At 52.2% G+C, this 23,185-nt stretch carries 20 protein-coding genes; 7 read left to right on the top strand and 13 right to left on the bottom strand.

Annotation, left to right across the window (positions count from 1 at the left end):
* Positions 1 to 9 precede the first annotated feature (9 nt).
* From lspA to pyk, 4 genes are read left to right on the top strand one after another with little or no spacing between them, the layout of a single operon-like run.
* On the top strand, positions 10 to 498 hold the full coding sequence (gene lspA / locus K365_RS0110950) for a signal peptidase II (protein WP_024334582.1): 489 nt from the start codon (positions 10 to 12) through the stop codon (positions 496 to 498).
* A gap of 1 nt (position 499) precedes the next feature.
* On the top strand, positions 500 to 1,270 hold the full coding sequence (lgt, locus tag K365_RS0110945; protein ID WP_024334581.1) for a prolipoprotein diacylglyceryl transferase: 771 nt from the start codon (positions 500 to 502) through the stop codon (positions 1,268 to 1,270).
* Positions 1,257 to 2,462, top strand: a complete 1,206-nt coding sequence (gene holA, locus K365_RS0110940) for a DNA polymerase III subunit delta (RefSeq protein ID WP_024334580.1) — start codon at positions 1,257 to 1,259, stop codon at positions 2,460 to 2,462. Before lgt ends, holA begins: the two co-directional genes overlap by 14 nt.
* A complete protein-coding gene (pyk, locus tag K365_RS0110935) occupies positions 2,452 to 3,873 on the top strand; it encodes a pyruvate kinase (protein ID WP_024334579.1) in 1,422 nt (473 codons plus the stop codon). Before holA ends, pyk begins: the two co-directional genes overlap by 11 nt.
* On the opposite strand, the gene lipA is transcribed toward pyk, so the two are convergent.
* Genes lipA through K365_RS0110900 form a run of 7 tightly spaced genes read right to left on the bottom strand, consistent with a single transcriptional unit; the run spans position 3,870 to position 10,356 of the window.
* Positions 3,870 to 4,751 carry a lipoyl synthase gene (gene lipA / locus K365_RS0110930; protein ID WP_024334578.1) on the bottom strand — a complete coding sequence of 294 codons (882 nt, stop codon included), beginning with the start codon at positions 4,749 to 4,751 and terminating at the stop codon, positions 3,870 to 3,872. The two genes, pyk and lipA, sit on opposite strands and share 4 nt — an antisense overlap.
* The gene (gene lipB / locus K365_RS0110925) at positions 4,735 to 5,451 is read right to left on the bottom strand and encodes a lipoyl(octanoyl) transferase LipB (RefSeq protein WP_024334577.1); all 717 of its coding nucleotides are present in this window, start codon (positions 5,449 to 5,451) and stop codon (positions 4,735 to 4,737) included. The genes lipA and lipB overlap by 17 nt, the downstream gene beginning before the upstream one ends.
* Entirely contained in the window at positions 5,436 to 6,893 is a 1,458-nt protein-coding gene (gene gcvPB, locus K365_RS0110920) for an aminomethyl-transferring glycine dehydrogenase subunit GcvPB (protein ID WP_024334576.1), read from the bottom strand. The genes lipB and gcvPB overlap by 16 nt, the downstream gene beginning before the upstream one ends.
* The gene (gcvPA, locus tag K365_RS0110915) at positions 6,893 to 8,227 is read right to left on the bottom strand and encodes an aminomethyl-transferring glycine dehydrogenase subunit GcvPA (protein WP_024334575.1); all 1,335 of its coding nucleotides are present in this window, start codon (positions 8,225 to 8,227) and stop codon (positions 6,893 to 6,895) included. The genes gcvPB and gcvPA overlap by 1 nt, the downstream gene beginning before the upstream one ends.
* A 5-nt stretch (positions 8,228 to 8,232) precedes the next feature.
* A complete protein-coding gene (gene gcvH / locus K365_RS0110910; RefSeq protein WP_006966571.1) occupies positions 8,233 to 8,631 on the bottom strand; it encodes a glycine cleavage system protein GcvH in 399 nt (132 codons plus the stop codon).
* Between the two features lie 18 nt (positions 8,632 to 8,649).
* Positions 8,650 to 9,888 (bottom strand): aminomethyl transferase family protein, encoded by a 1,239-nt coding sequence (locus K365_RS0110905; protein ID WP_024334574.1) that lies wholly within the window; start codon positions 9,886 to 9,888, stop codon positions 8,650 to 8,652.
* 24 nt (positions 9,889 to 9,912) lie between these two features.
* Positions 9,913 to 10,356, bottom strand: a complete 444-nt coding sequence (locus tag K365_RS0110900; protein ID WP_006966569.1) for an Lrp/AsnC family transcriptional regulator — start codon at positions 10,354 to 10,356, stop codon at positions 9,913 to 9,915.
* Between the two features lie 162 nt (positions 10,357 to 10,518).
* Between K365_RS0110900 and lpdA the strand changes: the two genes are divergently transcribed.
* Together lpdA and K365_RS0110890 are read left to right on the top strand one after the other, a co-directional pair.
* Complete coding sequence (lpdA, locus tag K365_RS0110895) at positions 10,519 to 11,952, top strand: dihydrolipoyl dehydrogenase (protein ID WP_024334573.1); 1,434 nt, start codon at positions 10,519 to 10,521, stop codon at positions 11,950 to 11,952.
* Positions 11,953 to 12,123: 171 nt separating this feature from the next.
* Positions 12,124 to 15,216 carry a PAS domain S-box protein gene (locus K365_RS0110890; RefSeq protein ID WP_024334572.1) on the top strand — a complete coding sequence of 1,031 codons (3,093 nt, stop codon included), beginning with the start codon at positions 12,124 to 12,126 and terminating at the stop codon, positions 15,214 to 15,216.
* Between the two features lies 1 nt (position 15,217).
* Here the strand turns inward: K365_RS0110890 and K365_RS0110885 are convergent, their stop codons facing one another.
* From K365_RS0110885 to K365_RS0110865, 5 genes are all read right to left on the bottom strand, one after another.
* Positions 15,218 to 15,931: an ABC transporter ATP-binding protein gene (locus K365_RS0110885; RefSeq protein WP_006966566.1), complete on the bottom strand. Its 714-nt coding sequence runs from the start codon at positions 15,929 to 15,931 to the stop codon at positions 15,218 to 15,220.
* A complete protein-coding gene (locus tag K365_RS0110880; RefSeq protein WP_024334571.1) occupies positions 15,931 to 16,704 on the bottom strand; it encodes an ABC transporter ATP-binding protein in 774 nt (257 codons plus the stop codon). The genes K365_RS0110885 and K365_RS0110880 overlap by 1 nt, the downstream gene beginning before the upstream one ends.
* Positions 16,701 to 17,981, bottom strand: a complete 1,281-nt coding sequence (locus tag K365_RS0110875; protein WP_006966564.1) for a branched-chain amino acid ABC transporter permease — start codon at positions 17,979 to 17,981, stop codon at positions 16,701 to 16,703. The genes K365_RS0110880 and K365_RS0110875 overlap by 4 nt, the downstream gene beginning before the upstream one ends.
* A 31-nt stretch (positions 17,982 to 18,012) precedes the next feature.
* Complete coding sequence (locus tag K365_RS0110870) at positions 18,013 to 18,948, bottom strand: branched-chain amino acid ABC transporter permease (protein WP_024334570.1); 936 nt, start codon at positions 18,946 to 18,948, stop codon at positions 18,013 to 18,015.
* Between the two features lie 90 nt (positions 18,949 to 19,038).
* Entirely contained in the window at positions 19,039 to 20,214 is a 1,176-nt protein-coding gene (locus K365_RS0110865) for an ABC transporter substrate-binding protein (RefSeq protein WP_006966561.1), read from the bottom strand.
* Between the two features lie 310 nt (positions 20,215 to 20,524).
* Between K365_RS0110865 and K365_RS0110860 the strand changes: the two genes are divergently transcribed.
* Positions 20,525 to 21,532: a 3-oxoacyl-ACP synthase III family protein gene (locus K365_RS0110860; RefSeq protein ID WP_024334569.1), complete on the top strand. Its 1,008-nt coding sequence runs from the start codon at positions 20,525 to 20,527 to the stop codon at positions 21,530 to 21,532.
* Here the strand turns inward: K365_RS0110860 and K365_RS0110855 are convergent.
* Positions 21,529 to 23,139, bottom strand: coding sequence for a phosphoglucose isomerase-related protein (locus K365_RS0110855; protein ID WP_024334568.1), 1,611 nt, complete (start codon positions 23,137 to 23,139; stop codon positions 21,529 to 21,531). The genes K365_RS0110860 and K365_RS0110855 overlap by 4 nt on opposite strands.
* Positions 23,140 to 23,185 lie beyond the last annotated feature (46 nt).

Genomic DNA, 23,185 nt, shown 5'->3' with positions numbered 1-23,185 from the left:
AAGGGTGCTGTGGGAAAAAGAGAACTCATACGTCTGACCCTGGTGAGCGGGGTTGTGGTTCTGGTGGACCAGATCACCAAAAAACTGATCATGGTCCACCTGGCCTTGCATGAAGCCATTGGGGTGATTGACAATTTTTTCAATATCACCCATGTGCTGAACCCGGGCGGGGCGTTCGGTTTTTTTGCCACCCAGTCCCAGCTGGTGCGCAACCTGGTTTTTCTGGTATTATCCTCCTGCGTGGCCGTGTTTGTCTGCTGGTTCTACAGCCAGGTGGCCAAAACCCATGTGTTTTTGTCCTGGGGGTTGGCCCTGATTTTCGGCGGGGCCATCGGCAATCTCATCGACCGGTTCCGGTATGGCTATGTGGTGGATTTTCTGGATTTTTATGTGGGCACGGCCCACTGGCCCGCGTTCAATGTGGCGGATTCCGCCATCAGTATCGGCATGGTGATTCTGATTTATCATGTGATATTTAAAAAAATGCCGGAGATGTAACATGCATCCGATTCTTGTCCATTTTGGCAGCTTTACGCTGTATACATACGGGTTTTTCCTGGCCATGGGGTTTCTGGCGGCAGTCTGGTTTTCCAAACGCAATGCCCGGTTTTACGATCTCAAGCCGGATGATATTTCCGACCTGTTTTTTGTGATCCTGATATCCGGCATTGTGGGCGCAAGGCTGTTGTATGTGATCATCAATTTTGACGATTTCAGAGCCAGCCCGCTGGATATATTCAAACTCTGGAACGGGGGCCTGGTGTTTTTCGGCGGGTTCATGGGTGCGGTGGCTGCCTCCATTGTGACCATCCGGATCAAGAACCTGCCGTTTTTCAAGACCGCGGACACCATTGCGCCAGGCGTGGCGCTGGGGCACGGCATCGGCCGGTTGGGGTGTTTTTTTGCCGGATGCTGCTATGGGCGGCAGTGTGATCTTCCCATTGCCGTGCAGTTTTCCCATCCGGACAGCCTGGCCCCGCTGCATGTGCCGCTGCACCCCACCCAGATCTACATGGTGGCGGCCAATCTGATTCTGTTTCTCATCCTGATATTTCTCCAGCGCCGCAAGCGCTTTCATGGGATGATTTTTTTAAGTTACATTATTTTATATTCCGTGTTCCGGTTCATCATTGAATTTTTCCGGGGGGATTTCAGAGGCGATTTTTACTTTGAATTTTTATCCGTATCCCAGGGAATCGGGATTCTGGCCATTGTCATTGCCGTGGCGGCAATGGTGAAACTGGCCTTATCTTCTCGTGGCGACCGTTAAACATACCGGCCTGGACCAATGGCTGGCCGATGCCGGCAACCTTGTGCCCGGATTTGTCCTGTGTGCCGGGGAATCCTATCTGGTGCAAAAAGCCGTGGACGGGATCAAAACCCGGCTGATGCGCGGCAATACCCGCGGTGTTCATCTGGAAACCCTGGATGGCCGCACCACGATCATGGGAGATGTGATCGAGCAGATCAGTACGTTTTCTTTTTTTGGGGAGAAAAAAATGGTGCTGGTCCGGCAGGCCCCGATGTTTGCCGTCAAGGCCGGGGCAGGGGAGGTGTCTTATTCGGAAAACGACCTGAAGCGGTTGTCTGACGTGGTTGAAGGCGGCATTCCAGAGGGGCATTTTCTGGTGATGACGGCTGAATCCCTGGACCGGCGCAGGAAAATCGTCAAAACCCTGGAAAAAACCGGGCTGATCATAGACTGCACCGTGCCCCAGGGCGCCAGAAAAGCGGATATGGATGATCAGCGCCAGGTGCTTCAGAACATGGCCGGACAAATTTTAAAGCAAAACGGCAAAACCATGGCGCCGGCGGCATTTTCCGAGCTTGCGGACCGCACTGGATTTAATCCGGCTCTGTTCGCCCAGAATCTTGAAAAATTGACGGCGTATACAGGGAATCGTTCTGCCATCACCCGCACGGATGTGGAAGCCGTTATTCTTCGGGACAAAAAAGACCCGATTTTCAGCCTCACCAATGCGCTCATGGAAAAAAACACGGGTGATGCCCTGATGTATTTATCATCATTGCTTAAAGACGGGTTTCATGAGTTGCAGATTCTTAAAGCCTTTGAAAACCTGGTGAGGCGCATGCTTCTGGTCAAGGCGTTTATGCTGGATTTTTCCCAGAAACATCCGGATATTAGAATGGACCGGATGAATTTCAATGCCTTCAAACAGCAGATCATGCCGGCCATAACGGCCCATGATCAGGCGGCCCGGGATCAGACAAAGACAGCTGTCAAAGACCTGGTGATCGCTCCCAATCCCAACAGCCCGTACCCCGTGTTCCAGACCGTTGAAAAATCCGCCCGGTTTTCCTTAAATGAGCTCAGATCTGCGCTTATTTCTCTGGGAGATCTTGATTATGCCCTGAAATCGTCATCCATCAGTGCCCAGGCCGGCATTGAACAGTTTGTGATGACATTCTGCCGAAAAGGAGGCTCCTGTCATGGCGCGTAAAACCAAAATCATTGCAACCATTTCCAGCCTGAACTGTTCCAGAGACTTTATTGAACGACTGTATCGGGCCGGCATGAACGTGGTCCGGCTCAACACGGCCCACATGACCCATGACGATGCCCGGATGGTGGTGGAAAACACCCGGGCCGTGTCTGAAAAAATCGGTATTCTGGTGGATACCAAAGGGCCTGAGATCCGCACCTGCGATGCCGTGGAACCCCTGATCGTCCGCAATGGGGATTTTGTGAAAATCAAAGGCGATCCCGCCGGGGTCTCTTTTGGTGATCTGATTTACGTGTCCCACAAAGGCTTTGTCAACGATGTCCCCATGGGCAGTTCCGTTTTGATTGACGATGGCACCGTGGCCATGGCTGTGGTGAGTGTGAAGCCGGATTATCTGGTGTGTCAGGTGGAAAACGACGGGGTGATCCATCCCAGAAAAAGTGTGAATATCCCGTCCGTGCATGTGAAGCTGCCCGCGCTGAGTAAAAAAGACATCGGGTTTATCGAGCTGGCCGCAGACCATCGCCTGGATTTCATTGCCCATTCTTTTGTGCGCAACAAGGAAGATGTGCTGGCCGTGCAGGAAATTCTGGACAAAAAAAAGTCCCGGATCAAGATTATCGCCAAGATCGAGAACAGCCAGGGGGTGGAAAATATCAATGAAATCCTGGACCATGCCTATGGGGTGATGATTGCCAGAGGGGATCTGGCTGTGGAGATCCCTACGGAAAAAATCCCTTTGATTCAGAAAAGGATCATCACCACCTGCATTGAACGGCGCTGTCCCGTGATTGTGGCCACCCAGATGCTGCATTCCATGATCGATTCCCCGCGGCCCACCCGGGCGGAAGTGTCGGATGTGGCCAATGCCTGCCTGGACCGGACCGATGCATTGATGCTGTCCGGGGAAACCGCCAGCGGCAAATACCCGGAAGTGGCCGTGAGAACCATGGCCAAAATCGCCATGGAAGTGGAAACCAATTCAAGCAGCTTTATCAACACCCCATATACATCGGAAAAAATCGTGACCGCGTATCTGGCCAAGGCGGCCGTCAAAGCGGCCCTGCGGCTGAACACCCAAGCCATTGTGGCGGATTCCCTGACCGGGAACACCATTCTGGCTTTGGCAGCCTACCGGGGGGACAATCCCATTTATGCCCAGGTGTATGACAAACGGGTGATGCGGCAGCTGTCTCTGTCTTTCGGGGTGTCGGCGGATTACATTCCCATGAGCGCCGGATCCATGGAAACGTTGAAACTGTCCATCTGCCGCATGCTGGAAGAAAAAAAACTGGCGGACGATTCATTGATTATTGTGCTGGCCGGCAGTTTCGGGCCGGCCCATGGGGCATCGTTCATTGAAATCGCCACAGCCGGCGCGTTAAAGGAAAAATGCCTGACGCTCTAAGCCGGCTGAAACAGTTCTTCCGCATGGTATGAACTTCTCACAAACGGTCCGGACGCCACTTTTTTAAATCCCATGTGCCGGGCCGTTTCAGCCAGGTCATCAAATTCTTCGGGCGGATAGAATTTTTCCACGGGCAGATGGTTCCGGGTGGGCTGAAGATACTGGCCGATGGTAAGCATGTCGCACCCGTGATCCGCCAGATCCTGCAACGTTTTTTCCAGTTGTGCCCGGGTTTCGCCCAGGCCCACCATGATGCCGGATTTGGCCGGCATGTCCGGGTTCAGGCGTTTGACATTTCTCAGCAGGTCCAAGGATCGCTGGTACACGGCTTCGGGCCTTGCTTGTACATACAAATCCGCCACGGTTTCAATGTTGTGGTTGATCACATCCGGTCCGGCATCCATCACGGTTTTCAGGGCATTCACATCCCCTTGAAAATCCGGAATCAGCACTTCCACCCGGATGGTCTGATCCTTATCCTGTCCCATTTTTTTGATGGCGCGGATCACAGCGGCAAAATGGGCGGCCCCGCCGTCTTGCAGGTCATCCCGGGTCACGGAGGTGACCACCACATAGTGAAGGCCTAAATCCAGGGCTGCTTTGGCCACCCGGGCCGGTTCATCCGGATCCACGGGCAGGGGCGGGCGGGCCGTAATATTGCAAAATCGGCAATGCCGGGTGCACTGGTCCCCTAAGATCATGAACGTGGCCGTGTTTTTGGAAAAGCATTCAAACATGTTGGGGCAGTTGGCTTCCTGGCAGACCGTGTGAAGCCTGGCACCGGACAGCAGCCGGGTGACCCGGGCATAATCCCCGCCTCTGGGAAGATGTTTTTTCAGCCAGGCCGGCTTTCTTTTTTTTTCAGCACATTGATGCATGGGCAGACTCCTTTACGGGATGAAAATGAAACCATTGGCAGAAATAGGTGATCAGGGTTTCTTTGATGGATTCCATGGGAAGCGGCGGGTGGGCCAATCCCTGGTCTTTGAGTTCCTGTGCCAGAGAGGTCATGGAAACACCGGACATGCCGCAGGGATTGATCCAGGAAAACGGGGTCAGGTCCAGGGACACGTTCAATGCCAGGCCGTGGATGCTGATGCCGTGTTTGATGGACAGCCCCACGGACCCGATTTTTTTTGCATCTTTCCACATGCCGTGGTTCCGGGGATCCCGATGAATGGACACCCCGAAATCTTTGGCCGTCTGTCCCATGATCTCCTCTAAGCCATACACGAAATCCGTGACCCCGATTCTGGCCTGTTCCAGGTCCACCACAGGATACAGCACGGCCTGGCCCGGGCCGTGATAGGTGACATTGCCCCCTCGGTCCGTCTGCACCAGGGCCACGCCCCGGTCTTTGAGAAATGCTTCAGACCGGGTCAGGTTTTCCTGTCCGCCGTTTCTGCCGAACGTGAACACGGACGGATGCTGGACAAAAAAGATTTTGTCCGGCCGGGTCCGGTCTTCAATTTTTTCTTTGCGGGCGGTCTCCTGGAAAGTCAGTGCCGTGGTGTATTCCAGGAGACCTAAATCCTGGAATACACCGCCACGGGACAGGGTGTTTATCCTCTGAGGCATGGCTTTCTGGCCGCGGCCACTTCATCCAGGCGGGTCACTTTGGGCAGCACCGGGGCGGAAGTCAGTTTTTCCGGATCGGTTTGTGCTTCTTTGGCAATGGCTTTCACTGCATCGATGAACTGGTCGATGTCCTCTTTGGATTCGGTTTCCGTGGGTTCCACCATGAACGCGCCGTCCACCACCAGCGGGAAATATACTGTGGGCGGATGAAATCCGTAATCCAGCAGCCGTTTGGCCATATCCATGGTGGAGATGTGATATTCCTGCTGTTTGGCATCGTTAAACACGCATTCATGCATGCAGGGCCGGTCATAGGGCAGATTCAGGGTGCCTTTGAGGGATTCCTTGATATAATTGGCATTGAGCACGGCCAGGCGGGAGGTATCCAGCAGGCCCTGTGCCCCCATGGTCAGAATATAGGCATACGCCTTGATCATGACCCCGAAATGCCCGTAAAACGTGTGGAGCCGGCCGATGGAATCCGGACAGTCTGTCACGAATTTGAACGTATCCAACTCTTTTTCCACCCGGGGAACGGGCAGAAACGGCGTTAGTTTTTCATTGACAGCCACGGGACCGGACCCGGGTCCGCCGCCGCCGTGCGGGGTGGAAAAGGTTTTGTGCAGGTTCAGATGAAGCACGTCAATGCCCAGTTTCCCGGGTTGCACCACACCCATGATGGCGTTCATGTTGGCACCGTCCCCATATACCAGCCCGCCCTTGGCATGGACGATCTCGCAGATCTCTTTGATGTTTTCCTCAAACAGCCCTAAGGTATTGGGGTTGGTGATCATGATACCTGCGGTTTCTTCATCCATGATTTCAGCCACAGCCTCAGGCTCCAGAATCCCTTTGGGGCCGGATTTGAGGTTGACGCTTTTGTATCCGCACAAGGTGGCCGAGGCCGGGTTGGTGCCGTGGGCCGTGTCCGGAATGATGATCTTGGACCGCTGCCTGCCCTGTTTGGCGTGATAAGCATGGATAATCAGCATGCCGGTGAGCTCGCCATGGGCTCCGGCAGCCGGTTGCAGCGTGACGGCATCAAACCCTGTGATTTCCGCCAAAGAGCGTTCCAGGTCATACATGAGCCGCAACGCCCCCTGGGAGCATTCATCACCGGCCAGGGGATGGGCCCCGGCAAATCCCTGGCGGGCCGCCTGAACTTCGTTGGTTTTGGGGTTGTATTTCATGGTGCAGGACCCTAAGGGGTACATGCCGGAATCCACGCCAAAGTTCCACTGGGACAGCCTTGTGTAGTGTCTGACCACGTCCAGCTCGGACAGCTGGGGCAGGTTCGGGGTATCTCCGGTCAGTGCCGGATCCAGAGGGGACCGTTCCACGTCTGCTTTGGGCAGGGAAATGGCGCACCGGCCTTCACGGCTTTTGTCCCACACATTGGGTTCGTTGAATATCAATCCTTTGGTGCCTGGCCGCTGAGTCATCATGCCACCTCCTTTGCCAGCTGATCCATCTGCTGTTTCGACACTTTTTCCGTGGCGCAGAACAGGTAATGGTCGGTAAGTTCTGGGTAATACGGGGCCAGATCCAGACCGGCGAAAACGCACTGCCGGTTGATCAGATCGATCCGTTTCCGGTTGAAATCCCTGGGGGCTTTCATCACAAACTCGTTGAAAAACGGCGGGTCAAACACGGGTTCAAACCCGGCACCCGCAAGCGCGGATTTCAGGTACATTGCCTTGTCATGGTTGAGCTGGGCGATTTCCCGGATCCCGATCTTGCCGATGGTAGACAGATACATGGCCGCAGTCATGGCATTGAGTCCGTTGTTGGAGCAGATGTTGGACGAGGCTCTCTCCCGGCGGATATGCTGTTCCCGGGTGGACAGGGTCAAAACATACCCGTCATCCCCGTTGCTGTCTTTGGCCCGGCCCACCAGACGTCCGGGCAGGTCCCGCATGAGTTTGGATGTGCCGGCCAGAAGTCCCAAGCCCGGACCGCCGAATGTTTTGGCAATGCCTAAGCTCTGGCCTTCACCTGCCACCAGATCAGCGCCGAATGATCCCGGGTTTTTCAAAATTCCCCAGGCCAACGCTTCGGTAAAAGAGGTGATGAACAGGATTTTTTTGGCATCCGCCACTTTTTTGACCGCAGCCAGATCTTCGATATGCCCGAAAAAGTTGGGGGACTGCACGGCCACGCCGGCAATGCCGTCCATGGCTTCCAGGGCCGTCATATCAGTGAGACCGTCTTTGGTATGAGGGATCAGCACCATCTCGTACCCCGTGGGTTTGAGATAGGTGTCGATGATTTCCCGGTGGCTGGGATGCACCAGGTCGGACACGGCGATCTTGTCGGCTTTTTTATTTTTGCGCAATGCGATCAACGCGCATTCGGCCAGGGCCGTGCCGCAGTCATAATGGGACGCTGTGGCAATGTCCATGCCCAACAGATCCGTGACCATGGTCTGGAACTCGTAAATGCCCTGGAGGGTTCCCTGGCTGACTTCCGGCTGGTACGGGGTGTAGGCCGTGGCGAATTCAGACCTGGATACCAGATAGGGAATGATGGCCGGAATATAATGGTCATAGCTGCCGGCCCCGATCAGGCAGGTGTAGCCTTTGCAGGCAATATTTTCCGAAGCCAGTTTTTCCATGTAATCGTTGAGTTCCCACTCACTCATGGGCTCCGGCAGGTTCAGGCCGTCTTTGACTTTGACGGCATCCGGAATGGTTTTAAACAGGTCATCCAGAGACCCGGCTCCGGCAACGGCCAGCATCTTTTGGATATCTTCCTGTGTATGAGGCAGATAACGCATAGGATTTATCCTTTCAGCATCTCAAGGTATGCGGCTTTGTCCATCAGTGCATCCATTTCAGAAAGGTCGGATGGTTTGACTTTGATGATCCATCCGCTCTGATAGCAGTCTTCATTCACATTTTCCGGCGCATCTTCCAGATCTTCGTTGATGGCCACGATCTCGCCGGAGATGGGCATGTACATTTCAGATACGGCCTTGACCGATTCCACGGACCCGAACTCATCTTCTGCGGAAAAAGAATCCCCCACTGCGGGCATTTCCACAAACACAATTTCTCCCAGCTGATCCTGGGCATAATCATTGATGCCGATGGTCACGGTATCCCCGTCGGCTTTGGCCCATTCGTGATCTTTGGTGTATTTGACGTCTTCAGGTAAATTCAGTTCATTGATGTCTTTCATGAGAGCCTCCTTTTTAATTTAAATAAAATGGGTGATTTTTTTTCTGGCGGTTCTGTCCGGCCGGATGTCAGTGACGATGGTCACGCTGATGGCGCGCTTGCCCTCTTTGAGCATGAGTTTTGTGCCCGGTTCCAGGTGTTTTGAGACCATGACAAATCCGCAGGCAATGCCTTTAATTTTAATGTTGTCCGGCAGATCCGGGGTGTTGATGCTGACAATTTTTCCCTCATGCCAGGTGATGCCCATGTCCGTGGCACAGGTAAGTACATGCCCGATCTGTTGTTCGTTTTCGTCAAACACGCCCGTATTTTCACCGGCAGCCACTTTTCTCAAGCTGTCTCCCACAAAGGGAAATACATATACATCATTTTTTTCAGGCACCAGGGCGGCGGCACCCAGAAAATCCTTGGTAAACCCGGATTTGTCCGAATTATAAGGTAACGCAAAATCCCAGGGATGGTTCATGAATTTGAAATGACCGATATCCTGGTGGGACAGGGGCAGCCCGGCCCCGGCCCGCAGAGAATCCCGGGCACCTAAGCCGCAGGCCGTAATGCCGAAAGATTCGCCGGCCGCCAGCACCTGTTTCCACAGATCCACAATCGCGTTAGGGGCAATGAAGATCTCAAATCCGAACTCTCCGGTATACCCGGACCGGGACAGCAGCACGGGGGTGCCGTTTTTCAGTTTCGACGCACCCGCTTCCGGATGATTCGGATCAAAATGACCTTTAAAGGAGAAATAGGGCATTTTTCCAAACACGGTGTCCGGAGACTGGATCAGTTTTGACAGAATCCGCACGGAATCGATTCCCTGGATATCCATTTTGGCGATCCTGTCGGTGAGGTCCGTGATCGTGACATCCCGGTCTTTTTTGTGTTTGTTCAGGTGGTCAGAAATCGCACCGCCCATACCGGCGTTCACACAGACCATGAACGAGGTGCCGGAAAATTTGTACACAATGGCGTCATCCAGGCAATGCCCTTTTTCATTCAGGAATGCGCCGTACACACACCGGCCCACGGCCAGAGGTGTCAGATCTCTTGTAAAACAGAAATTGAGCAGAGAGAACGCATCCGGTCCTTCCACAGTGACACAGGCCATGTGGCTGGTATCAAATATGCCGGCGGAAGTGAGCACGGCCAAATGTTCATTTTTGACTCCGGTGTCATACCACAGGGGCATGTCATATCCGCCGAAGTCAGCCATGTTGGCACCGGCATCCAGGTGCCATTGGTGCAATGGTGTGGTTTTCATAATAATGACCTTCAAATTTAAAGATTAAAAAATATAGGGAACCTTTAAATTATATGACTTGTATACAACAAAGGTTTCCACGGACCGGACACCGTTAATCTTGGCGATTTCTTCAGTGTAAAATTCCAGAAGTCCGAATTCTTTTTTAAACATGACCATGATCAGCAGGTCAAACCGTCCCGTGACCACATTGGTATGAATGACCCCCCGAAGCCGGCTGATCTCCTCGCCTTTTTCCACCAGATTCATCTCTGACAGTTTGATGCCGATGATCACCACCCGGTGACCCGGGAGCATGTCAGGATCCACCAGACCGCAAATCTCCAGTACGCCTTCTTCCTGCAATTTATTCACTCGGGACCGGACGGTGTTTTCCGTGATTTCAAGCTTGTCCGCAATTTTCTTGAAAGACCTTTTTCCCTGTTTGAGTTCTCTGATGATGTCGATATTTGTCTGATCTATTTTCATTCCACCTCTTTTATGCTGATAAAGTGAGGAAAACATAAATTTTTTTTAATTATCTTGATCATTAGACCAGATTAATGATAATGTCAATTAATTTTTAAAAAATTTGTGAAAAATGAAATTAAAAAAAGATAAATTAATAGATTTTCCATGAAAGGAGGAGGCATGACTGAAAAAATCGTGGTGATCGGCGGAGGGCCGGGGGGGTATGTGGCGGCGTTGCGGGCCGCGACTCTGGGCGCGGATGTGACCGTAATCGAAAAAGAGAACTTAGGGGGCACCTGTCTCAACTGGGGATGTATTCCATCCAAAATCATGAAAAATACGGCGGATATTCTTCAAAAATGCAGAAAAGCCCTGGATTTCGGCATTCAGCTGGAGGGGGCGGTGCTGCCGGACATGGCCGGGCTCATGGCCAGAAAAAACAAGATTCTGGCATCCCAGCGGGCCGGCATTGACGGCCTGCTCAAGGGACGAAAGGTCAATGTTATCAAAGGTTGTGCCAGAATCACCGGACCCGGGGCCCTGGAAGTGACGGGTGAGGATGATATCACGGCATCCTTGAGCTGGAACAAACTTATTATAGCTGTGGGGACCCGGCCGATGAATGTGCCGGATTTTGCCTTTGACGGCAAAAAGATTCTGTCTTCCAATGATATTCTGGTGCTGGATCATGTGCCGGAATCCATGACCATCGTGGGCGGCGGGGTGATCGGATGCGAATTCGCAGGCATTTTCACGGCCCTGGGCACCCAGGTGACCATCGTGGAAGCCATGTCCCGGCTTTTGCCGTTGCCGTCCGTGGATACAGCCGTATCCAAACTGTTGCTCAGAGAGATGAAAAAACAGAAAATCAAGGTGCTCTGCGACACTGTGGTGACGGCATGTGACACGTCCGGCAGCGGCTGCCAAATTTCTCTGGCCAAAAGCCCGTTCACGGACAATCCCAAAGCCAAAGATCCCAAAACCGATACCATTGCCTCGGATCTCATGGCCGTATGCATCGGCCGGACCCCGCTGTCCAAGGACCTGGGGCTGGATACCATCGGCCTGGACACGAGCGGGCCCGGATGGATTGATGTGAATGACAGAATGGAAACCGTTGTGAAAAACGTGTATGCCATCGGCGATATTCTGGGACCTTCCCGGATCATGCTGGCCCATGTGGCATCCCATGAAGGGCTGGTGGCGGCCGGCAATGCCATGGGAGAAAATGAAACCATGGGGTATGATGCCGTGCCCGGAGCGATTTTTACCATGCCGGAAATCGGGACTGTGGGAGTAAGCGAGGAGGAGGCCCGGAAAAAAGGCCTGGAGGTGGATACGGCATCCGTAAATTTCCGGATTCTGGGCAAAGCCCATGCCATTGATGAAATTGCCGGAGAAGCCAAAATGATTGTGGACAAATCATCGGGCCGGGTTCTGGGAATGCATCTCATCGGTCCCCATGCCACGGATTTGATTGCCGAAGCCACCCTGGCCATTGAAAAAGGGCTGACGGCCAAAGACATCGCCCATACCATCCATGCCCATCCCACGCTGGCGGAAATCATGGGAGAAGCAGCGGCCAAAGCAACGGGCATGCCACTGCACGGGTAAAAAGCTGCTGCATAAATACCTGCCGGGACTGGCGCTGGTACAAACGTTCAGCCCGGCAGTAATTTTTGATCGTTAAAATTTTGTTTTTGCCGCATTCATTGTGTGCTAAAGTGAATGCCCGTCTTATTAAAAGGGGGGTATTATACTTTAGCTAAAGGGAAAACAGCGTTAATGATCGAATTTTTTAATATTCGTACGCTTTTGCTGGTTTTTGGGGGGACCCTGCTGGTATCGGCTGTTTCCATGGCCTGCTACACACTCAACCGAAAAATTTATGGCAATTTTCGTCTATGGACCTTAGGGATGGGATCACTGTCCCTGGGGTTTCTGTTGATCAGTTTTCGGGATCTGATACCGGATCTGTTCAGCATCGTGCTGGCCAATATTTTGGTTTTTTCAGCGATTTTCTTAACTTACATGGGGTTCACACATCTGAGCGCGCGACCGGTTAAAACCGGAAAGCATCTGGTATTTGCCGGTTTGCTGTCTTTGGTTGTGGTGCCTTGTTTTACCTATTGGGTCCCCAGTGTCGATGCCCGCATCGTCATCAGTTCCTTTTATGCGCTGATTTATCTCGGGTTGATTTTTCGCGTATTTATATTCCAGACCCCGGCGGTCCGGTTCCGGGACAATATTTTGCTTGTCATATCCCTGATATTGCTGTTTGTGCTGTTTTTTGCCCGGGGGACCTTTTACCTGGTTTCCGGGAGTACCTTTGACAGTTTCATGGAAAGTGCCCCGTTCCATGAGATGGTTTTATTCAGCCTCATATTGTTGCAGTTTGCCTTTGTGATGGGGCTGATGCAGCTCAATTCCCAGCAGCTGGAACACGATCTGCTTGAAAAGGAAAGACGGCTGAAGAAAAATCAAAAACAGTACCGCCAACTGGTGGAAGAATCTTTGCAGGGCCTGGTGATTGCCAGAGATCGTCCCGCACGGCTGGTGTTTGTCAGTTCACCCATGGCAAGGATTTCCGGATATACACCGTCTGAACTTAAAAATTTCACACCGGAACAGCTCAAGGGTATCCTTCACCCGGAGGACCGGGCGCTGTTTTTCAGCAATTTTAAAAACCGACTGGCTGGTATGGATGTCTCTCCTGTTCAGCAATACCGGATTCGTCATAAAACAAAAGGGTACCGGTGGGTGGAAACCTACACGGCGCTGATTGACTTCGATGGCCAGCCTGCGGTCCATTCCCATTTTCTGGATATCACCCAAAAAAAAGAAGCCGAAGATATTAATGTGGCCATGTTCAAAATCCTGGGTGCCGTTACCACGGCCCGGGATCTGAACGATCTGTTTCAGACCATTCATGAATCATTGTTTCCGATCATCGATGTGACCAATTTTTTTATTGCGCTCAAAGATCCTCAGACCCATACCCTGTATTTTCCATATCATGTGGATACGGCTGATGATGATTTTCTTCCCATTGAGTTTGATAGTGCAAAAAACAACTCATTGACCGGCCTTGTTTTTGCAAAAAAAGAAGCGGTTCTGCTGAATCGGGAAGAACTTCGGAAACGGGAGGCAAACAACCAGACATGGGGACCTTTGGCCGTCATCTGGATGGGGGTCCCTTTAGTGGTTAAAGACAAGGTGCTCGGGGTGGTGGCCGTACAAAGCTATACAGATCCGGATCTTTATACACGCAAGGATCTTGAGGTGCTGTCGGCCGTGTCCCATCAGATGGCGCTTGCCATTGAACGCAAGCAGGCTCAGGAGGCTCTGGTGGAAAGTGAAAAAAGATACCGGTATCTTTTTTCCCATGCCCCGGCCGGGATCTGTGAAGTGGATTTTGAAAAAAATCGATTTTTCCGTGTCAATGATGTTATTTGTAAATTTTCAGGATATACCCAGGCCGAATTCATGGACATGAAGCCATTGGATCTTCTGACAAAAAAAAGCCGGGACCGGTTCAAGGAACGGATTGCAAATCTGGCTGCCGGTGAACCGGAAACAAAAGATATTGAATACGACCTGATTTCCAAACAAGGAAAACAATTAACGGTTGCCGTGACCCTGGATTTTGCCCATGACGACAAAAAACTGAGCCATACCCTGGTGGTGATCCATGATATTTCCTGGCGTCAGAAGATTGAAAAGGAAAAAATCAAGGCCCAGAAGCTGTTGGGTGAACAGCAGAAACTGGCCCTGATCGGCCAGGTGGCAGGGAAAATGGCCCATGACTTCAACAACATTCTCGGAGTGATCATGGGGAATGTTGAACTGATGCTCATGGACCATGATGATCCCGACTTACAAAAAATGCTCAAAAGAATACTGGCGCATACGGAAAAAGGGCAGTATCTGACCCGGAACCTGATTGCGTTTGCTAAAAATCAGGCACCCCGGCAGAAATATTTTTCGCTCAACCAAAAGATCGATCTGGCACTGGCGCTGATGAAAAAAGATCTGGAAGGTATTCATATCCAGCGGTCATATGATTCGGATCTGCCCGATGTCCTGGCTGATCCGGGCATGATCGAGCACTCCCTGATCAATTTGCTGCAAAATGCCGTCCATGCCCTTTCAAAAACCGAAACGCCTGAGATTATTCTTGACACCTGTGTGCGTGAGGCCAACATCTGTCTGGAAATCAAAGACAACGGCTGCGGTATTCCTGAATCGCATATCCATGATATTTTTACCCCTTCTTTTACATTAAAAGGGGGAAAAGATGTCATCGGTGCCTATGCACCCGGTATCAAAGGCACGGGCTATGGCATGGCCAACATCCAGAAATATGTTCATCAGCATCAGGGAACCATTGAAGTGACGTCGGTCCTGGATCAGGGCACCTGTGTGCGAATCTGTTTCCCGGTGATCGAAAAGCAGCTGACAGCCGAAGAAAAGGAAAAAATAGCCGGGACCGCTATCCGGACAGGCCGGTATATCCTGGTGGTGGAAGACGAACCTGACATTTCCGGTGCACAGCACCGGGTGCTGTCCCAGGCCCCTTGTCATCATCAGGTGGATGTCGCAGCCGATGCGGCCACTGCCATGGATCTGTTCGATCAAAACAGATATGATCTGATCAGCCTGGATTTCATGCTTGCCGGTTCAAAAACCGGAATGGATGTTTACCGGCATATCCGCCGCATTAACTCTTCAGTCCCGGTGCTGTTTGTTTCAGGCAATATCGAATTCATCGAAGCCATCAAGCCGTTGATGGAAAAAGACCGGTTTGTGGCCCATCTGTCCAAACCCTGCCGCATGGGCGCGTATGTCGAACATGTCAACCAGATGCTGGCCGGATAGTTCAAGCCCCCAGATACGCTTTTTTTACCTCGGGATTATCCAGCAGTTCATCCGTGGGCCCTTCCAGCACCAGGGAACCGTTTTCAATCACATACCCCCGCTGGGCAAACTTCAGAGCCAGCCGGGCGTTCTGCTCCACCAGCAAAATGGTGGTGCCCAGTTTGTTGATCTCCCTTAAGGCATCAAACATGTCCAGCATGAGCAGGGGTGCCAGTCCCATGGAGGGTTCATCCAGAAGCATCATCTGGTGTCCGGACATATATCCTCTGCCAACGGCCAGCATCTGCTGCTCACCGCCGGACAGGGTGCCTGCCAGCTGGTGGCGGCGTTCTTCCAGCCGGGGAAACAGGTCAAACACCCATTTTCGGTCCGCTTCAATCTGGTCTTTGTCTTTTCTGGCAAAACAGGCCAGTGTCAGGTTTTCCGTCACGGTGAGGTTTCCGAAAATACGGCGGCCTTCCGGCACATGGGAGATCCCCAGTTTTGACACCACCTTGTCTGCTGAATATTTTAAAATGTTCCGGCCGTTGAATTCCATGACAGATCCGGATTCACAGGGTATCATCCGGGAAATGGCCCGCAGAGTGGTGCTTTTTCCCGCCCCGTTGGCACCGATGATTGTGAGGATTTCTCCGGCTGCCACTGAAAAACTGATGCCGTGAAGGGCCTTGATATTGCCGTAGGATACATTCAGGTTTTGGATGTTCAGCTGCATCAGGTCATATCCTCCTTGCCCAGATAGGCTTCTATCACCTGGGGGTTGTTCTGGATTTCTTCCGGCGGGCCTTGGGCGATCACTTCCCCGAATACCAGGGTCTGGATGGTTTCACACAGCTCCATGACAAATTTCATGCGGTGTTCGATCAGGAAAATCGCCACATTGAAATCCTGGTGCACCTGGCGGATGATGCGGATCATTTTCACCAGTTCATCCGGGGTCATGCCGGCCGTGGGTTCATCTAAAAACAGCACCTTGGGTTTGGTGGCCATGGCCCGGGCCATTTCCACCCGGCGCTGGGCCCCATAGGGCAGGCTGGTTACAAGATCATCGGCATATTTTTCGATATCAAACAATTGCATGAGACGGTGGGCATTTTCCCTGACCTGATTTTCCTGGTCCCGACAGGCACGAGAGTTGAAAAACGCCCCCAGCAGCCCATAGTCCAGCTGTGCATAATGGGCCATGCGGATATGGTCCACCACATTCATATGCCGCCACAACGCCAGGTTCTGGAATGTCCGGCCCAGGCCCATGGCGGCGATTTGATTGGTTTCAAGGCCTTTGATGTTTTTGTTTTCCAGCCGAATCTTTCCTTCCGTAGGGGTGTACACCCCGGTGATCAGGTTGAAAATAGTGGTTTTGCCGGCCCCGTTGGGGCCGATGAGACCGAAAATCTGTCTGGGTGCAATGTTCAGGTTATAGTTATGAACAGCCCGCAGCCCGCCGAAAAAATGGGTCATGTTTTCAACATGCAGCAGTGCGGTCATGGGGACACTCCTTGTTGGCGTTTGTGTTTGGCTTCCAGCAGTTTTTTTGCATTGATCTCCGTAAAAGAGATCAGCCCATAGGGCCTGAAAATCATGACAAAGATCAGAATCAACGGAATGATGATCCATTTGAACAGTTCCAGGGGACGCAACGCCTCACCCAGCACATTGATACTCACCGCGCCCACAATGGAGCCCACAATGGAGTTGAGACCGCCGAAGTAGACCATGGCCAGAATTTCCGCCAGGCGGTTGATGCTGAACATGCCCGGGTTGATATAGGTGAGCACATGGGCAAAAAGACCGCCGGCTACACCGGCCCAGAAAGCACCGAACATAAAGGCGGTCATTTTTGTTTTACGGGTTTTAACTGTCATGGATTCTGCTGCTGCTTCATCATCTCTCACCGTATTCAATGCCTTGCCCAGAATCGAGGTGACAAAGTTGTGGATGACCCAGATGCACAGCATCGTCCAGAAAAAAATCACGGGCAGCGGGGCAAGATCCGGCTGTCCCCCCATACCCCTGGCACCGCCGATGATGTTCAGGTTTTCCACCGCAGACTTGACAATAAACATGAATGCCAGAGAGATAATGGCCAGGTAATCCCCCCGGGTGCGAAAAGAGGGGATGGCCACAGCCAGTGAACCGATGGCGGCGGCAGCGCCTCCCACCACCAGCACCAGCGGGAAAAGATAGGGACCCAGGGCCGGGGGCAGCAGGGCCGTGCCGAAAATTTTGTCATTGGTGAACAGCACCAGAGTCAGAATGGAAGACACATATGCCCCTAAGGCCATGAACCCGGGATGGGAGCAGGAAAATTCCCCCTGGTACCCGTTGATGACATTGATACTCACCGTGAGAATAATGGAAACAAGGGTGAGTTTGACCACCAGGACCCGGTAGTCGTTAATGCCTGCCCACAAATGGAGAATGGCATAAAAACAGACCAGGTGGATGACCGCGGAAAGCCACAACGGCAGCTTTTCCAGCAAGGCAGCCCCGGGGTTGGTGATAAAACAGGAAAGTTTTGCCACGGCCAGCACCGGGATGACGTAAACGATCAGGTCATAGGCAAGGGCACCGGGGATCATCACCGGTTCCTTGAGCATGATCAATGCGCCGAACAGCACCGGTATTTTGGGCAGACCCAGGTAATAGGAGATATAATCATACCCCCAGAAATATTCAATCAGCACGGCTGCGAGGATACCCAGAAACCATCCCAGCATGGGTACTGTTGAAAACATTTGTTTGAATTTTTGTAAAATTCCCATTTGACGTTCCTGTGAGTGTCGGATCAAGAAATTAAAGACGCAGCTTGGTGCTGTGTTCCATTCCAAAAAATCCCCTGGGCCTGAAGGTCAGGATGACCAGGATAATGGAATAGGCAATGAAGTCCCGCAGGGTGGAGGGGAAAACCGTGGCCACAAAGATTTCTATGAACCCCAGCAGATACCCGGCCAAAGCCGCTCCCTTGATGGAGCCGCGTCCTCCTAGAATGGCTGCCACAAACGCTTTCCATCCCAGCAGCACCCCCATGTAGGGATCTAAAATCGGGTAGGCCTGCCCATACAGTATGCCGGCCACGGCTGCAAGGCCTGCGCCCACGGCAAAGGTCAGGGGTGCAATAATATTGATGGACACCCCCATGAGGGGAACGGCCAGAAAATCGTATGACATGGCCCGCATGGCCATGCCCCATTTGGTTTTCTGGATAAAGGCGTGCAGGGCCAGCATGAGCAGCAAAGAGATGATGATGATCATGGCCTTGACATTGGTGATATAGATGCCCCCGATATGGTAGTTGACCGTTTCCATCAACGGTGGAAAGCTTAAGCGCTTGGCACCCAGCATGATCAGGATGGTGGTTTCAAAGATGATACCGATCATCAGTCCGGTGATGGCGGCAGATGCCCGGGGGGCCTGGCGCAACGGACGATACCCGGCGACTTCCACAAATACCCCGATCCAGGATGCCAGAAACATGGTTATCACCACGGTGGCCAGAAAAATCACGGGAGGCGGGACCAGACCGCCGAATGTGGCCAGTAATACCGTGGCAATGCCGAAGCCGATATAGGTTCCCACCATGAAAATATCGCCATGGGCAAAGTTAAACAGCATCAACACCCCGTACACCATGGAGTAACCAATGGATATCACGGCATAAAAACTGCCCCGCTGCAGGGCATTGATAATGTTTTGAAGAATATAATTAAAGGATTCTATCAAAGGTTCCATTCACCGACTCCTGTTGAATTGGATCACTGTTGCAGACCTTTTGGGTCTGCAACAGCTTTAACACATTTTATTGGTTGGGATCGTCACACATCAGGGGCAGCTGGAGCCGTAAAATTCATATTCGCCCTGATGGTTGATTCTGACGATAACGGCACATTTGATGGGATCGCCTTCTTCGGTAAAGGTCATTTTACCGGTAATGCCGTCAAAATCCTTGATTTGGGCCAGAGCGTCTCTGACCGCTTCCCGGTCTTTTTCGATTTTTCCGGTGAGTTTGCCGGCATCTTGAATCGCCTGCTGGGCTAAGCGAAGCGCATCCCAGGTCAAAGCGGCGACATCGTCGGGGATATAGCCATAGGTTTTTTCATACCGGTCGATAAAGGCTTTGGTGGCACCTTTGGCACCGGCGGCTGCGTAATGGGAGGAAAAGAACAGCCCGTAGCAGTCTTCACCGCACAATTCAATGGTTTCAGCCGATCCCCAGGAATCAGAACCCACAATGGGTCCGGTCCAGCCCAGGTTTTTGGCCTGGCTGACGATCAAAGGCACTTCATTGTAATACTGGGGCGTGAACAGAACCTCGGCACCGGATTTAACGATTTTGGTGAGCTGGGAGGAGAAATCCGTGTCCTTGGTGGTAAAACTTTCATAGGCCACCACACTGCCGGCCCCGTGTTTGTCTTCCCAGGCCTGTTTGAACACCTCTGCCAGTCCTTTGGGATAATCGGACGCCACATCATACAGTACGGCCGCTTTGGTGAAACCGAATTCTTCCGTGATGAAATTGGCGACCACAGGTCCCTGGAACGGATCCAGAAAGCAGCCCCTAAACACATAAGGCCGGTCCAGGGTCGTGCTGGGATTGGTGGACCAGGGGCTGATCATCACGGTTTTATACTTGTTGGCCACTTCACCGGCCGGCACGGCCTGTTTGGAGGATTGCGGTCCCACAATGGCCAGGACATCATCCTGAGTGATCATTTTGGTGTTGGCCTTGACAGCGGATTCCGCCTTGGACTCATTGTCCTCGATGACCAGTTCCACTTCGTATTTTTTACCGCCCACTTCCAGTCCCCCGGCGTTTTCGATGTCTTCCAGCCACATCTGAGCCGCGTACTTGCTACCTTCACCCACCTTGGGGATATCCCCGGTCAGCGGGGCATTGATACCGATTTTGATAATGGTTTTTCTGGCACTAAAGGCCAGAGACGAGAACATCATGGCCGCACAAAAGGCCACCACTGTTAGAACAGCAATTTTCCTCATAATACCTCCTGAAACTGAAATAAGGTTAACGATTCATTGATTCCAAAGGTCAGTTGAAAAATGGAATCAACCAATCACTGAGCGAAACATAAATAAACTCTATATGTAAAATTCCGGATGAAGTAAAGAAATAATATGAAATTTTGTCAAAGAAATTTTCATCAAATTCAGATGGTTTATCGGGTTGATTTAGGAATCAATTAATATTATAACCCCTGAATTATAAATTTTATAATCCTGTCAATCAAAATATGGGAAAATACTGTTTCAGATGGACGAAAGACAGGTAACCGTAATTGAAGGAAAATCAATGAAAAAAGCCTCGATACGTGGTACGGGCATGTATGTGCCCCCCCATGTGGTGACCAATCGCGATCTTGAAAAAATGATGGATACCTCGGATGAATGGATCCGCCAGCGAACCGGGATCAAGCAGCGGTACTGGATCAATGAAGATTGCGGCGCGTCCGACTTGGGCGCTGAAGCGGCCCGCATGGCCTTAGACAATGCCGGATGGCAGGCAGAGGATCTGGATTTCATCATATTTGCCACTTTGAGTCCGGATATCATGTTTCCGGGTTCCGGATGCCTGATGGCAGGCAAACTGGGCCTGAATAAAACCCCGGTACTGGATATCCGGCAACAATGCACCGGTTTTTTATATGGTCTGGCTACAGCAGATTCCTATATCAAGTCCGGCCTTGCCAACCGTGTGCTGCTGGTGGGCGGGGAAGTGCATTCATCGGGCCTGGATAAAACCACCCGGGGACGGGATGTGACCGTGATATTCGGGGACGGGGCCGCCGCCGTCTGTCTGGAAGGGGTAGATACGGATGACAACGTGGGATTGCTGGCATCGGCCCTGCATGCAGACGGCAATCATGCGGATTCTTTGATGACGGAACTGCCGGCATCCCGGTTGATGCAGCGCATACCTCCCGGGCTTCCCTTTGATGATCCCCGGTATTATCCGGTCATGGATGGACCGGCGATTTTCAAGAAAGCCGTCAGAATGCTGCCCAAGGTCACCCACGAAGCCCTGGAAAAAGCAAACATTTCTCTGGACGAGATCGATCTGGTGGTACCGCATCAGGCCAACAAGCGGATCAACGAGGCCTATGGTCAGTTCATGAAACTGGATCCGTCCAAAATATTCCATAACATCGAAAAATACGGCAACACCACGGCGGCCAGCATTCCTCTGGCCCTTCACGAGGCCATGGCCCAGGAGCGGGTGGGCAAATCCGGGGACACGGTGCTGTTTCTGGGGCTGGGTGCCGGCCTGACCTGGGGGGCGTCCATCTATCGGTTTTTTTAATCGATTCGGCCGTTGAAAAGCGCTTTGAGATAAAATGCCGTGACCGGGTCCGGTGGTGTGCCGCCGGAAGGGGTCCCGGCATTTTTTTCTGCCATCTGACGGCGAATTCCGGATGCCAGTATTTTACCCAGTTCCACCCCGAACTGGTCAAAGGGATTGATGTTCAGCATAAATCCTTCAAACACGGTCCGGGCTTCATAAAAAGACAACAGCAGCCCCACGCTTTCCGGGGTGAGATCGGGAATCACCACCAGAGATGACGGCCGGTTTCCGGAAAAGGATCGGGCCGGGTCTTCATGGTCCCGGCCTTTGGCCAGTGCCTGTGTCTGGGCAATGAGGTTGGCCCACAATTCCTGGTGATTGAACACCCCTTTGGATGTGACCTGGTCTCCGGTATAACCCGGTTTGAGCACCCCGATGAATTCCACGGGAAATGCCGGGCCCTGGTGGGCCAGCTGGAAAAATGAATGCTGGGCATTGGTGCCGGGTTCTCCGAAAACAATACTGCCGGCCGGGCAGGGCAGGGGTGTACCGTGAATGTCCACGCTTTTACCCAGGCTTTCCATGTACACCTGCTGGACATGGGGGGGCAGTTTGGACAGGGCGCTGGAATAGGGAATGATGGCCTGGGCCGAGTATTTCAGTATCTGAATGTTCCAGATGCTGATTAACGCAGCGGTCAAAGGAATGTTTTCCTGCACCGGGGCCTGAAAGGCATGGCGGTCCATTTGGGCGCAACCGATCAGAAACTGTTCAAATGTGTCATATCCGAATGCCAGGCTCAAAGGGACCCCGCCCACAGCAGAAGACACGGAATATCGTCCCCCGATGAAATCAAACATGTAAAAGCTGGCCAGCACGGGATTGGACGGATCATCCCCGGGGCTGCCTTTGGCCGTGATGGTCACCAAATGATCTTCCGGATTCAAATGGTGCCGGTTCAAAAACGCCTGAACCTGGGTCAGGTTGGCCATGGTTTCCGTGGTGGTATAAGATTTGGACACAATGATCCACAAACAGGTGTCCGGTTCGATCCGGGTGAGGATCTGCCCGAAATTGTCAATGTCCACATTGGACAGGAAATGTAAATTTATTTTGGGGTGCCGGCCGGGTTTCAGGGCTTTGTAAACAAATTCACACCCCAGATAGGAGCCGCCGATTCCCACGATAACGGCATCCGTGAATTTTTTTTTCCGGGTTCCGGTGATGCGGCCCTTGTGCACATCCTGTGAAAAAATGCGGATGTTTCGAGCCACTGTCCGGATATCACTGAGAATCTGGGTGTTTTCCGGTTTCAGGCCGGAATTCAGAAATCCCCGGGCAGCCGTGTGCAGTGCGGCCCTTTTTTCCGTGGGGTTGACGGGATTGCCGGCCGCCATTTGGACAAACTTCTCTTTGGCACGGGTTTCGCCGGCCAGGGTGTTCAATGTCTGTCTGACACTATTGTCCAGCCGCTGCCGGGAAAAATCATAAAAAAAACCGGGGATGTTCAGGGAAAAATCGGTCAGACGGCAAGGATCTTTGATCAGGTGTTTTAAATGGAATTCCGGCGTATTCATCCGGCTGGCGTGTGTTTTCAGTGTGTTGAAACTGTCTGAATCATACATGTCTGAAATTTCCTTTGCAGCATTCAAGATGATTTTGAATCCTCTT

It is taken from the genome of Desulfotignum balticum DSM 7044 (genome assembly GCF_000421285.1).
In the GTDB taxonomy this organism is placed as follows: domain Bacteria; phylum Desulfobacterota; class Desulfobacteria; order Desulfobacterales; family Desulfobacteraceae; genus Desulfotignum; species Desulfotignum balticum.
Note: the sequence above shows the minus strand (reverse complement) of the source record. Positions and strands in the feature narration are given on the sequence as shown.